Here is a 13,452-nt window from a genome sequence, read left to right as displayed (position 1 = left end):
GCGCATGAGCAACGACCTCGTCGTGGGAATAGTGATCGTCCTGTTGGTGGTCGCATCGGTCTCTTACATGATCTACCAGAGGAGGAAGGGCATCAGCAGCTGCGGGTGCAAGGACTGCGCCCACTGCAAGTCCGGATGCCAGTCCAACGTGACCATCGACGAGGACGGACGCGACTGCTGCAAGAAGAACTGATTCCTTAGTCAAAACAGGGGCTCCGGCCCCGTCTTCCAACCCTCTTCTTATATCGCCTGGCCTCGGACGGCTGGATTGCATAACCCTGTTTTTCGTGAGAAATCATCCGTTTGTAACTTTGTTTTTCGTGAAAATCTCTGGTTTCATAACTATGTTTTTCGTGATTAATCCAGGAAACATAACCCTGTAAATCGTGAGAATTATATCTATTCCCGATGATATCCAGATATGACGATGAAGAGGAAGGTCTACGCAGAACTCCTTCAATGGAAAAAAGGGCAGGGGGAATCCGCGCTCCTGATCGAGGGTGCGCGCCGTGTCGGCAAGACCTTCATCGCCGAGGAGTTCGGCAGGAACGAATACAAGAGCTACATCGTAGTGGATTTCACGAACGACGATGTCATCAACGCCTTCGAGCAATACCACAGCGACTTCGACCTTCTGTTCAGCAGCCTGTCGGCCATCTACAGCACAAAACTGTATGAGAGGGAGTCCCTGATCATCTTCGACGAGATCCAGAACTACCTCCGTGCGAGACAACTCATCAAACATCTGGTGAAAGACCGCAGATACGATTACATCGAAACCGGATCCCTCGTCTCGATAAAGACCAAGTCTTCCGCCATCCTCATACCGTCCGAAGAGGACAGAGTGGAGATGTGTCCCATGGACTTCGAGGAGTTCCTGTGGGCCATGGGGGAGGACCAGGCTCTGGAGATGATAAGAGAATGCTTCGAAAGGAGATCTCCTGTCGGAGAGGCGGTCCACAAGAAGATGATGAGACTGTTCAAACAGTACATGCTCGTGGGAGGGATGCCACAGGCCGTAGCAGCATATATGGAGTCCAGGGACTTCGAACAGGTCGATCGCGTCAAGAGACGCATCCTGGGCCTGTACAGGGAGGATATCGGAAAGTGGCCCGGCGGGAACACCAACCATGTCCGCAACATATTCGACCGCATCCCGGAAGAACTGAACAGAAAGGACAAGGTGTTCACACTGTCCACCATCGACAAGAACGCGAGGATGAGGGAGTACGAAGATTCGTTCATGCGGCTTGTGGACGGCCGCATCGTTAACCTCTGCCTGAACTCCAACAATCCAGAGATAGGACTCTCCGTTTACAGCGACAGGCCCACATTGAAATGCTACATGGCGGACACTGGGCTCCTGGTGACCCATTCTTATTCGGACCGCAGATACCTAGAGAACGAACTCTACAAGGACGTCCTCCTCAACGGGATCGGAGTCAACGAGGGAATGGTGATGGAGAACGTCGTTGCACAGACCCTGGTCTCGCTCGGCGACAGACTGTTCTTCTACTCGAGAGGGCGCAACGACCCGGATGGACAGATGGAGATAGATTTCCTCATCAGAAGAGACGGAAGGATCTGTCCGGTCGAGGTGAAGTCCTCCAACCGCAGCCGCGACCACAAATCCCTGGACGACTTCCGCAGAAGATTCGGGAAGAGGATCGGACAGTCATACGTGATTCACTCGAAGGACCTCTCCGTCGAGAACGGGATCGTCTATCTGCCGGCGTACATGGCGATGTTCGTGTGATGGATTGGATGCCACCGTATGTTCTTCTCCATCATAGTGAACGCCGGTGCAGCCCCTCAGACACATCAGGATGAGGTCCCTCGTGCCCGTGCGGAAGCGAGTGCCTCGCCCTCCCTGAATGCAAGTCCGCCATATCCATGATCTCATCCATGAGACGCCCCTTGCTTCCCTCGTTCGGTAAACCCCATCCCGGAATCGGTGAAACTGCACATCCGACCGCATTGCATTTCACATCGGTCTCGATCGTTTCTGACGATACGCTTCTAGGAAATTTATTATAGCAATGGGGGATAACGCCGTTACATGAAATACAGATGCCCCCTTTGCGGATACATCTACGATGAGGAGGCGGAAGGCGTCAAGTTCGCCGACCTCCCCGATGACTGGTGCTGCCCCGTCTGCGGAGAGCCCAAGTCCGAGTTCCAGCCCCTCGAGGAGTGATTCAGCTCCCGTCTATGTGGATGAGCTGCGTGTTCTGCCTGCGACGGATGTCCTCGACGAACTCCTGGGCGATCCTGTTGCCGGCAGCCGCCGCCCTCCCGAAGAACTCGAAACCCCTTACCTGATCCTTCTCCACCCCTAGACCCTCGAAGTACATCCTGCCGACCATGAACAGCGCGTCGCCGTCCCCCGTGTCGGCGACCCTGCTGTAGAGCTCGAACGCCTTCTCCAGGTCCTTGCCGGTCCCCTCGCCCTCGTAGTACATCGTGGCCATGTTGAACGTGGCCGGCATGAACCCCGCGTCTGACGCGGAACGGTACCATGACAGAGCCGCCTTCGCGCCGCCCGGGACGACACCGTCCCTCGCCAGGGTGGCCATCTTGAACATCGCCTCAGGGACCCCGGCGACCGCCGACATCCTGAACATCCTGACCGCCTCGTCCATGTCCTTCTCGGCACCCACACCCTCGGAGCGCATGTACCCGACCTTGAACATCGACAGGGGGTCTCCCGCCTCGGCCGCCTTGCTGTACCAGTGGAAAGCCTTGACGGTGTCCTGAGGGGTGCCGTAGCCGTAGAGGTATATCCCCGCGATCTCCGGATAGGCCTGCGCCATCCCGGCGTTGGCCGCCCTCTCGAACCAGAACCTGCACTTCTCGGGGTCCTCCCCCGCCCCGGCGGCTCCGCTGTAGTAGGCGCCAAGACGGTACATCGACGGCGGATGACCGGCCTCCGCAGCCGCTGTGTAGAGTTCTAGTGCCCCTTCGGGGTCGCGCTCCGTGCCTACGCCGGACATCTTCATCTCCGCCAGTCCGAAGAAGGCGTTGGGGAAGCCCTGCTGGGCGGCCTCGACGAAGAGGTCGTAAGCCGCCTCCGGGTCGGTGGGGTACAATCTAACAGCCCTGTCGCAGAGCTCCGCGGGATCCGTCATGCAACCCGCATGAGCCAGCGGACGATATGAGCCTTGCCGTCGGATCGTCTTCGATTTTCGTAGTCCGGGACTGGACAGTTTTTCAATGAGAATGACAATCCCGTCTCCATGACGAAGGGACCTTTGGTCACAGCCGCGGCGATTCTCGCCACGATTCTCATCATCCTGTCCTTCGCAGTGGTTCTCGTCCCAGAGCACATCGCGGTCATCGGGGCCGTCGCCGGCGTGGTTGCCCTGATCGCCGTCATAGTGATGGTCATCATGTTCTTCCGCATGAAGGGGCAGAGCTGAGATGGACGAGGAACTCGTATGCCAGGCACATGAGGTGCACAAGGACGCTGTCGAGAGAGCCAGCGGATTCATGCCCGACCCCGAGACGGTCGAACAGCTTGCCGACTTCTTCAAGATCTTCGGGGACGGCACCAGGGTGAAAATAATGCTGGCACTAGACGCCGGGGAGATGTGCGTGTGCGACATCAGCGAGACCCTGGGTATGTCCATGTCGGCGGTCTCACATCAGCTCAGGATGCTTAGGGACGCCCACCTCGTGACCTCGCGCAGGGAGGGGAGGTCCATCTACTACTCACTTTGCGACGACCACGTGAAGACGGTCCTCGAGACGGCCCTGGAACATGTGGGCGAGGAGGGATGACGCCGGCGCCTACGACATTCGTATCCGACCTGACCCGTGAAATTAGTTTAGGTGCCAGTGTTATATCTGCTACGAATTTCGTAGGACAAAGTGTCACTGCGTCTTGATGTTTTTATATTAATATGCGTTTACGAAATTCGATGGGAAATGAAGGTTGGAATAGACCTCGGAACAACGTACTCTGCAGTTGCAAGATATGACAGAAACTCCAACAAACCGATTATGATTCCCAACGCCTTCGGAAAGGAGATCACCCCCTCTGTGATATGCTTCCTCGACGACGGCGACATTCTCGTGGGCGAGGACGCCAAGGACATGCAGTCCAACGGAACCGGAGTCAATGCCGCGGCTTTCAAGAGGAACATGGGAGACGGATCCATCGCGGTCAGCTTCAACGGAAAGGACTACACCTCCGAGGACCTGAGCGCCATGCTCCTCAAGCACCTCATCGCCGATGCCGAGAAGGCCACCGGCGAGAAGATCGACGAGGCAGTCATCACGGTCCCCGCCTACTTCAACGACTTCCAGAGGACCGCCACCATCCGCGCCGGCGAGTCCTGCGGCGTCAAGGTCCCGAAGATCATCAACGAGCCCACCGCGGCCGCGATCTCGTACGGGTACAAGCACTCCTCCGACAAGACCGTCATGGTCTACGACCTGGGAGGAGGAACCTTCGACGTCACCATAGTCAGGATCAGCAAGGGGAACATCGAGGTCGTCGGAACCGAGGGGAACCACATCCTCGGAGGGAAGGACTGGGACGCTGCCATCGTCAAATACGTCTGCGACCAGTTCATCGACGAGTTCGACGTGGACCCCAGGGACGACCTCCCCACAAAGAACGAGCTCATCGTCGCCGCGGAGGGATACAAGAAGACGCTGTCCATCGCCGAGAGCGTCACGATCCCCCTGAACTACGACGGCTACAGCGCAAAGTACACCCTGACCAGGGACGAGTTCGAGTCCATGACCGAGCATCTCCTCGTGGCCACCAAGGACGTCTGCGTCGACCTGATCCAGGACCTCGGAATGTCCTGGACCGACATCGACGAGATCCTGCTCGTGGGCGGATCCACCAGGATGCCGTCCGTCGCCAGGTTCCTCAAGGACCTCACCGGCAGGGAGGTCATCGCACACAGCGACACCGACCTCGCGGTCGCCAAGGGAGCCGCCATCACGGCGGAGCTCTACTGCAGCAACGCCACCGGCCTCAGGGCCATGCAGATCGCCGACGTCACCGCCCACAGCCTCGGGATCCTCTCCGTCAGCCAGGACGGGAAGAAGTTCGTCAACGAGATCATGATCAAGAGGAACTCCAAGGTCCCCTGCACCGTCCGCAGGCAGTTCACCATCAAGAAGGGCAACGTCACGGACAAGATCGAGGTCTTCACCCTCCAGGGCGAGTCCAGGGTGCCCCTCGACTGCAACGTCCTCGCCAAGGTCGTCATCTCCGGCTTCTACAACAGGGGCCAGGGAGTCATCGTCGACATCGAGTACAACTACGACGAGAACGGGGTCGTCAACATCACCGCCTTCCAGGACGGGGAGCCCCTCCAGGTGGAGGCGCAGCCCGTGCCCGAGGACATCAGGTGGATGGGCGGAAGCCCGAGGGACAGACCCAGCGACGAGGCCATCCTCAAGAACATCGCGATCTGCGTCGACCTGTCCAGGAGCATGGACGGCGAGCCCATCGAGGCCGCCAAGCAGTCCATCCGCGACTTCGTCAACACCCTGCAGGACAGGGACACCTACTTCGCCCTCATCGGTTTCGGCGACAAGATCAAGGTCGTCCAGGAGCTCAGCAACGACCCGCGCACGATCCTCGGTTCCATCGACGACCTCAAGGTCAAGATGGTCGGAAGGGGAACGGACGCCAGCCCGCTCGACGTCGCCCGCAGCATGCTCGCCAGGCCCGGAGTCGGCATCATCGTCGTGCTGACCGACGGAATCTGGGGCAAGAGGGACAAGGCTGTCGAGCAGGCCATGGGATGCAGGTCCGACAACATCACGATCATCGCGGTCGGTCTCGGCGAGGCCGACACATCGTTCCTCAGGCAGATCGCCACCGTCGACGACGGCGCCCTGTTCACAACCATCGACAGGCTCGGCGACACGTTCGGAACCATCGCGACCGCGATCACGTCCGGCAACATGGGACTCTCCGTCAGGGAGGGCGGACCCGGACGCACCAACCTCTCCGAGCACGAGTGATTGAGGACGTCACATGGCAGAGAAGAGACAGAACTACTGTCAGCTGCTGGGACTCAACCCTCTGAAGGAGTCCACCTACAGCACCGAGGCCATCCTCAAGAAGATCGACACCAAGAGGGGCAAATGGGCCAACGACAGCAGGAACAAGCAGAACGACACCGAGCAGCGCTTCAAGTCCGAGCGCCTGGTCGAGATGACCTCCGACATGGAGAGGGTCATGAAGGACCCCGTCCTGAAGAGGAAGGAGTTCAGCGACGCCCAGAGCATCCTCAAGGGCAAGGTCCAGAAGCTGAGGATGGACTGCATCATCCTCAGCGACGGCTCCTACATAGCCCTCCCCGGCGCGGCGGACAGCTACACCAAGAAGCTCCACTGGGAGGGCGTGACCAAGAGCGACGTCCTCAAGCTCGCCGGCATCAAGGAGGGAAATCCCCCCAAGCCCGCCAGCGACAAGGTGCTCAACGCCTACAAGGGACTCAGGGCGGTCGACGTCTACACGCCGATCGAGATGCTCAACACGCTCATCGGCCACCCCAACCTCGAGATCAACATCGACCCTCTCACCGAGGGCAGCTCGTACTCCCAGATCAGGTCCGCGTTCGATGTCTGCGACAAGAGGGTCAACAGCGTCCGCCCGGACGTTCTGCCCGAGCAGGACTCCTACATCCAGAGCATGAGGAGCGTGAAGCTCGTCCTGGAGCCGGACAAGGAGCTGGCGACACTCATAGCCTACGGGAAGTGCAACCGCGCCCTGGTCCCCGTCATGGAGACCATCGAGCAGGAGTACACCACGCAGCTCACCAGGAAGTACATCGACGAGCTGATGAACGCCCACCTGACCAAGGACATCGACTCCAAGATGGCCATCCAGATCCTGCAGTCCTTCTGCCACAAGAAGAAGATCGCGGCCAACTTCTCGGACGCCGAGTCGACCATGATCCGCTGCCCGGAGTGCGGCCTCATGGTCCAGGCGGGTCCGAACACCGTGTTCTGCCCCTCATGCGGCAAGAACTTCAAGACCGTCTGTCCCGCCTGCGGCACCGCGCAGCAGTCCAAGAACGTGATCTGCATAAAGTGCGGGTTCAACTTCAAGGAGGGGATGGAGAAGGCCAACAGGCTCGCCCTGGACTTCCGCATGAACATGCAGAAGGGGAAGATCGGCAAGGCCGAGAAGTCCCTCACGCAGCTCAAGGACGTCTACTCGGGGTTCAACGGCATCGCCGGCATGGACCTGGAGCTCCAGAAGGCCAAGACCAACCTGTCCACGATGAGGAAGCTCATCCTGGACTCGTACAACAAGGGCAAGTTCGCAGAGGCCAAGGCCGCCTGCGAGAGCATGGTGGACCAGTTCCCCGACGCCCTCGCCGACGACCTGGAGCTGAAGCAGAAGTACGGCGACTGCGTCACGCGCCACAAGGCTGCGGAGATGTACTGCCAGAAGGCGGCCGTCGCGGACAGCAAATCACAGAAGATGGCCCTGTACGTCGCGGCCGTGGAGATCTGCCCCGACCACCCCGTCGCCAAGGCCAAGCTGAGGGACGACCCCCCGCTGGGGCCCGCGGACGCCATAGGCAAGCTCGGGGACAGGTCGTTCACCATCAAGTTCGAGGCCCCGCCGGACGCGTCGGGGATCACCTACTGCATCTACAGGGAGAAGAACTCCCTGCCGAAGATCACCGAGGAGACCCGCCCGCTGGCGGAGATCCCCGGCACAGTGTACGTGGACAAGACCCTGGAGCCCGGGGTGGAGTACTACTACTCCATATACTCCAAGCGCTGGGGCATCCTCTCCAAGGAGGGCGCCCACATCGGCCCGGTAATGACCATCTCCGAGGTCGACGCCGTGACCCTCGAGCCCATCGACGGCGGACTGCGCATTATGTACGAGAAGCCGCGCGGCGCCACCAGAGTCCGCCTCTGGAGGACCGACGGCACCGGGAGCGGCATCGGCACCGAGATCGCCCTGAACGGCCAGACCGTCTACGACGACATGGGGCTCGTGGGCGGCAGGAAGTACCACTACCTGTTCGTCGCCGAGTACGAGGGCAGGAACAAGGTCGAGAGGTCGCAGGGCGTCGTGTTCAGCGGCACCACCGTAGACGCGCCAAAGCCCGTCAAGGACATGAAGATCAAGTGGAACAAGGCCGACGGCACCTACACAGCGAAGTGGGGGACCACCGAACCGGTCAAGCTGTTCTACACGCCGAAGAAGATCACCATCCCGGGCAACATGGTCAAGATGGACGACATCGTGTCCTGGATGAAGCCCATAGAGCCCATCATGGAGTACTCCGACGGTATGCGCTTCTCGCTCCCGGACGGCTCCGTGCAGTACATCTACCCCATCATCCCCCGCGGCAAGGTGGGTATCAAGGGGACGGAGATGCTGGTCGCCAACCTCAAGCCCTTCAGGGATGTCGAGAAGACAATCAGCAACAAGGACTGCATAATCACCATGGCCTGGCCCGACGACGCCGTGGAGGCGAAGCTGGTCATCTCCAACGGGGAGGCCCGCGGACTCGACGACATCGACGCAGAGATCAAGACAGTCAGGCGCGAGGAGTACATGGACGAGAAGCAGATCCGTATCCCCATGGGGCACTCCGCCAAGAAGTGCATCAACATCTTCGCGCTCTACAAGGTCAACGACGAGATGATCGCCTCCCGCGGCATAGTGGTGGACGTCTACTCCGCCGAATGCAGGAAGGTCAGGTACACCGTCAAGGCCGAGAGGGGCGGCATGAGGATGGAGTTCTCCACCGACCCCGACGTGACCGAGATACCGCCCATAATCGCGGTGCAGGTGGCCGTGGGGATCCCGCTCAAGAGGAGCGACGGGGAGGTCATATGGAGGTCCCACAACCCAGTGGCCATCGTCCAGGGTAAGGGCAGCCTCACCGTCCAGTGCAAGAACCTGGAGGACGTCTCCAGGATGAGGCTGTTCTTCGAGAACGACGCGGACTACAACCTGTTCAGGTTCATACACCCGCTCTACGGGAGGAGCTGACATGATGAGAAAGCAGAAGGAGACCGTGACGCCGTCGGGCAAGGAGTACATCTGCCCGTACTGCTTCGCCAGGATCGACATGGCCAACGTGCACTACCTGTGCTCCGGTCAGACCTGCGCGAAGACCTTCGCGTCCACGGTCGCGAGCACCAGGAACGCCGAGCTCATGAAGTACGTCTCCAGGGACGGCCAGAACGAGATCGACCCGGAGAAGAGCCTGTTCTACGGCAAGGACCCCAACAGCCCCAACGCCGTCATCGCGAAGCAGCACATCATACGCAACTCCTCGGGACTGTGCGACGTCTGCAGGAGGCCCGTGTACACCAGGGTCTGCCCGGTGTGCCACAACCTGATCCCGCCCGGAGCGGAGGACGAGGGCAACAAGATCTTCGTCATCCTCGGCCCGAAGGGGGTGGGCAAGAGCCACTACATCGCGGTCCTGATCAACCAGCTCAAGAACTTCGTGTCCAAGGAGTTCAACGGCGTCCTGAACGCCGCCACCGACAACACGACCCTGAAGTACAGGGACATGTACTACCGCAGGCTCTTCGAGGAGAAGCGCAAGCTCCCACCGACCAGGTCCTTCGACGTGTCGGACGAGGGGAGGGAGCCGTTGATCTACTATCTGAGGATGTTCGACGCCAAGGAGCCCAAGGTCTTCACCTTCGCCTTCTTCGACACCGCCGGGGAGGACCTCACCTCCACCGACAGGATGATGGCGCTGAGCCTCAACTCGTTCATCTCCAACGCCGCGGGGATAGTCTACCTCGTGGACCCGCTGCAGGTGCGCTACATCAACCAGAGGATCCACGTCGACAACAAGCCCCCGGTCGGCCCGGACGAATCCGACATACTGAACAACATATGCCAGATCATCCGCACCAACAAGAAGCTGAAGGCGAAGGAGAGGATCGACATACCGCTGGCCGTGTGTCTGACCAAGAGCGACGTGCTCTTCAAGGCGCCCGAGAACGAGGAGGAGGACAAGGTCCTCTTCGGACCCAGCTCCGCCCTGCACATCCCCCGCAAGCACGGCAAGTTCGACAAGGAGAACTTCGACCAGATCGACGCCGAGCTCGAGGAGTACCTGCGCAGATGCCTCGGGGACAACTTCATCCAGATAGTGAACGGGTTCAGGGAGCACTGCTACTTCGCCGTGTCCGCCCTCGGGTGCAACCCCACCGGCAGCAGCCTGCCGAGGGGAGTGTCACCGATGAGGGTGGAGGACCCATTCATCTGGCTCCTCAACAGGGAGGGACAGTGATGGACGAGAACAAGCTGAAGAACTTCCTCATCAACGGGTTCCAGCCCAAGGAGGAGCGCGAGGACCCCGACGAGGGGTCCGGAGAGGAGAGGATCGACGAGGTCACCGACGACACGGAGGACTACGAGGTCGAAGACAGAAGCCCGAGGGAGCTCCCCGAGGACGACTTCGACATAAGGACCTCCATGAAGGACCTGGAGACCGAGCTGATCAGGATCAGGTACCTCGTTGAGGACCTGAGGGACAGCGAGCCGGCCATGCCGGACATGTCCCAGTACATGACCACAAGGGAACAGTTCAAATCCGTGACGGCGGCCGTGTCCAAACGCGACGCCGAAGCGGGATACAAGGCCCTGGTGAACGCGATGGAGGCCGTCTCAGTGATGAGGGAGGACTTCTTCAAGCTCTGCCAGGGAATGAGGGAGCGCATAGACGAGATGAGTGCCGAGACGGTGCTCTCCAGCTTCGAGGCCTACAGCGTCGACATGGAGAACATCCTAACGGACGGGGGCGTGTTCATCGGCGCCTTCCCATACGACAGGCTCAACACGCTCCACCATCGCATCGTCGGCGTCGTGCCGACCGGCGAGGCGGACAAGGACGGCATGATCGCCGAGAGGCTCTCGGACGGGTACAAGATCGGGGACAAGGTCCTCCTCAAGGAGAAGGTCAAGGTCTTCAAGTACGACGCCAAGCTGGCTGCGCCCGAGGAAACGTCTTCAGAAACACCTTCCGAAACGGTTTCGGAACCCGCCGGAAACGAAGAGGCGGACAACAAGGCTGAAAACAGCAAGGAGGAAGAAGAATGACAGACTACTGCATCGGTATCGACCTCGGTACGACCTACTCGTGCCTTGCCTATATCGACGAGGATGGGGACCCGGTTGTTGAGAAAAACTTCGAACAGGAAGACACAACACCGTCCGTCATCCTCTTCAACGAGAACGGAGAGATCATCGTCGGATCCCCGGCGAAGGACATGGCCATGATGTATCCCCCCGAGAGGATCATCACCTCCATCAAGAGGCAGATGGGAACCGACTACGAGGTGGACATCGACGGGGAGAAGTACAACCCCATCATGCTCTCCGCGGTCATCCTCAGGAAGATGATCAACGACTTCAACGAGAACCACGGCTGCGATGTCAAGAAAGCCGTCATCACATGCCCCGCCTACTTCGGACAGAACGAGAGGGATGCCACCAAGACCGCCGGAACCATCGCCGGTCTCGACGACGTCACCGTCATCAACGAGCCCACCGCGGCCGCGATCTCCTTCGGATTCGGAAACGCCGCCGACGGGAAGAAGAGGGTCCTGGTCTACGACCTCGGAGGAGGAACCTTCGATGTCACCATCCTCGAGATCGACGGATCCTCGTTCACCGCCGTCGCCACCGACGGAGAGAGGCTCCTGGGAGGAAAGGACTGGGACGCCGTGATCTCGAAGATCATCAAGGAGAAGGTCGCCGAGGAGTCCGGAATCGACATCGAGACCCTCGACGAGGACGAGGACATCAAACAGACCCTCGTCAACGACTCCGAGACCATCAAGAAGAGGCTCTCCACAGCCGAGTCCACCAAGGGAACCCTGACCGTAGAGGGACAGAAGATCGTGTTCACCATCACCAGGGACGAGTTCGAGGCCGCATCCGCGGGTCTGATCCAGACGACCATCGAGATCATCGACCGCGTGCTCGCATCCAAGAGCTTCTCCATGGGAGACATCGACGAGGTCATCCTCGTCGGAGGTTCCTCCAGGATGCCCCAGGTCAAGAACGCCATCTCCGCGAAATACCCCGACGCCGACATCAAGGTGTTCGACCCCGACCAGTCCGTCGCCAAGGGAGCGGCCCTGTTCGCCAAGTCCAACTCCATGATCCCCGAGGGCACACCCGTGAACCCGGAGACCGGGGCCCCCGCCGAGCCCATCGAGGGAGTCCTCAGCGTCCACAACGTCCTGAGCAAGACCTTCGGAATCAAGGCCATGTACGAGGACGGAACCGAGATGATCTCCAACATCATCTTCAGGAACGAGGTCCTGCCCATCGAGTCCATCAAGACCTACTACCCGGTCGATGACGGACAGTCCACCATCAAGGTCGAGATCTACGAGGATGCTGCCATGAACGACGAGGAGGGCAAGAAGACCGCCGTCATCGACGGAGCCCCCGTCGGAGAGTTCATGATGGAGCTTCCGATGGATGTGACCAAGAACACCCCCATCACCGTGAAGTTCACGGCCACCGACGAGGGTATCCTGATCGCCTCCGTGGACTGCATGGACCAGCACACGGACTACCAGATCGAGAACGACCTGAAGATGTCCGCCGACGCCATCGCCAAGTCCCAGGGACTGATGGAGAAGGTCAGCAACGCCAACTGATTTCACAAGGGGCCTTCGGGCCCCACCCTTCCTTTTACTTTCATGTTCTCCTGGAGTCCCTCGGACTACACCCGCTTCGACCGTGAGCGCACTTTGCCCGCCATCGACCTCGTCTCCCGCATATCAGGACTGAGGCCGCGTTCGGTCATCGACATCGGCTGCGGGCCCGGCAACAGTACGGAGGTGCTCCGCAGGGCATTCCCTGATGCGGAGATACTGGGGATCGACAGCTCCCCGGAGATGGTGTCACAGGCCCGGGAGAGGCTCCCGGACGTCACGTTCGAGGTGATGGATGCCCGGGGGATCCCCGGGGGCTACGACCTGATCTTCTCTAACTCCTGCATACAATGGATCGACGACCATGACACTCTGATCCCATGGCTGATGGGACGTCTCGAATAACACGGGACGCTGGCGGTGCAGATCCCCATGAACGATACAGAACCCGTTTCGATCATATGCGAGGAGGTGGCCTCTCTGCCGGTGTGGCACTACTCCGAGGGGAAGCCACGCAGGCACGGAACACTCTCCCCGGATGACTACTACAGGATCCTTGCCGGATGCTCGGACTCTTTCGAGATGTGGACTACGACGTACTACCATGCCCTGAAGTCCCACGTGGAACTCGTGGAATGGAAAAGCGGTACCCACCTGAGACCGTACCTGGATGCCCTGGATGAGTCCGAAGGGAACAGGCTCAAGAACGAGATCCTTCAACGTCTGGAGGCGGCGTACAAGCCCGCATCGGACGGGAGGATTCTGATGAGGTATGAGAGATTCTTCTTCACCGCGTCAAGGTGATCCGAC

At 59.8% G+C, this 13,452-nt stretch carries 13 protein-coding genes; 12 read left to right on the top strand and 1 reads right to left on the bottom strand.

Going from position 1 to position 13,452, the window contains the following annotated elements; translation table 11 throughout:
- The first annotated feature begins 4 nt into the window (after nt 1-4).
- The 3 genes from JS82_03895 to JS82_03885 all read left to right on the top strand — a co-directional run bounded on the left by JS82_03895 (nt 5) and on the right by JS82_03885 (nt 2,197).
- A complete protein-coding gene (locus JS82_03895; GenBank protein ID QHK17291.1) occupies nt 5-193 on the top strand; it encodes a hypothetical protein in 189 nt (62 codons plus the stop codon).
- Nucleotides 194-427: 234 nt separating this feature from the next.
- The gene (locus JS82_03890) at nt 428-1,756 is read left to right on the top strand and encodes an AAA family ATPase (protein ID QHK18396.1); all 1,329 of its coding nucleotides are present in this window, start codon (nt 428-430) and stop codon (nt 1,754-1,756) included.
- Nucleotides 1,757-2,059: 303 nt separating this feature from the next.
- Nucleotides 2,060-2,197: a rubredoxin gene (locus JS82_03885; protein QHK17290.1), complete on the top strand. Its 138-nt coding sequence runs from the start codon at nt 2,060-2,062 to the stop codon at nt 2,195-2,197.
- Nucleotide 2,198: 1 nt separating this feature from the next.
- Here the strand turns inward: JS82_03885 and JS82_03880 are convergent, their stop codons facing one another.
- The gene (locus JS82_03880; protein ID QHK17289.1) at nt 2,199-3,128 is read right to left on the bottom strand and encodes a hypothetical protein; all 930 of its coding nucleotides are present in this window, start codon (nt 3,126-3,128) and stop codon (nt 2,199-2,201) included.
- 108 nt (nt 3,129-3,236) lie between these two features.
- Here JS82_03880 and JS82_03875 point away from each other — a divergent pair, with 108 nt between their 5' ends.
- The 9 genes from JS82_03875 to JS82_03835 all read left to right on the top strand — a co-directional run bounded on the left by JS82_03875 (nt 3,237) and on the right by JS82_03835 (nt 13,446).
- Nucleotides 3,237-3,419, top strand: coding sequence for a hypothetical protein (locus JS82_03875; GenBank protein ID QHK17288.1), 183 nt, complete (start codon nt 3,237-3,239; stop codon nt 3,417-3,419).
- Between the two features lies 1 nt (nt 3,420).
- Nucleotides 3,421-3,780: a metalloregulator ArsR/SmtB family transcription factor gene (locus JS82_03870; protein QHK17287.1), complete on the top strand. Its 360-nt coding sequence runs from the start codon at nt 3,421-3,423 to the stop codon at nt 3,778-3,780.
- Nucleotides 3,781-3,927: 147 nt separating this feature from the next.
- Entirely contained in the window at nt 3,928-5,991 is a 2,064-nt protein-coding gene (locus JS82_03865; GenBank protein ID QHK17286.1) for an Hsp70 family protein, read from the top strand.
- A 13-nt stretch (nt 5,992-6,004) separates the two neighbouring features.
- Nucleotides 6,005-8,998 (top strand): hypothetical protein, encoded by a 2,994-nt coding sequence (locus tag JS82_03860; GenBank protein QHK17285.1) that lies wholly within the window; start codon nt 6,005-6,007, stop codon nt 8,996-8,998.
- A 4-nt stretch (nt 8,999-9,002) separates the two neighbouring features.
- A complete protein-coding gene (locus tag JS82_03855; GenBank protein ID QHK18395.1) occupies nt 9,003-10,262 on the top strand; it encodes a hypothetical protein in 1,260 nt (419 codons plus the stop codon).
- Nucleotides 10,262-11,071, top strand: a complete 810-nt coding sequence (gene grpE / locus JS82_03850; GenBank protein QHK17284.1) for a nucleotide exchange factor GrpE — start codon at nt 10,262-10,264, stop codon at nt 11,069-11,071. Before JS82_03855 ends, grpE begins: the two co-directional genes overlap by 1 nt.
- A complete protein-coding gene (locus tag JS82_03845; protein QHK17283.1) occupies nt 11,068-12,645 on the top strand; it encodes an Hsp70 family protein in 1,578 nt (525 codons plus the stop codon). Before grpE ends, JS82_03845 begins: the two co-directional genes overlap by 4 nt.
- A 42-nt stretch (nt 12,646-12,687) precedes the next feature.
- A complete protein-coding gene (locus JS82_03840) occupies nt 12,688-13,047 on the top strand; it encodes a methyltransferase domain-containing protein (protein ID QHK17282.1) in 360 nt (119 codons plus the stop codon).
- 27 nt (nt 13,048-13,074) lie between these two features.
- Nucleotides 13,075-13,446, top strand: a complete 372-nt coding sequence (locus JS82_03835; GenBank protein QHK17281.1) for a hypothetical protein — start codon at nt 13,075-13,077, stop codon at nt 13,444-13,446.
- The last annotated feature ends 6 nt before the right edge of the window (nt 13,447-13,452 follow it).

The sequence above is a fragment of the Methanomassiliicoccaceae archaeon DOK genome (assembly GCA_009911715.1).
Taxonomy (GTDB): domain Archaea; phylum Thermoplasmatota; class Thermoplasmata; order Methanomassiliicoccales; family Methanomethylophilaceae; genus Methanoprimaticola.
This window is presented reverse-complemented; position numbering and strand designations above follow the sequence as displayed.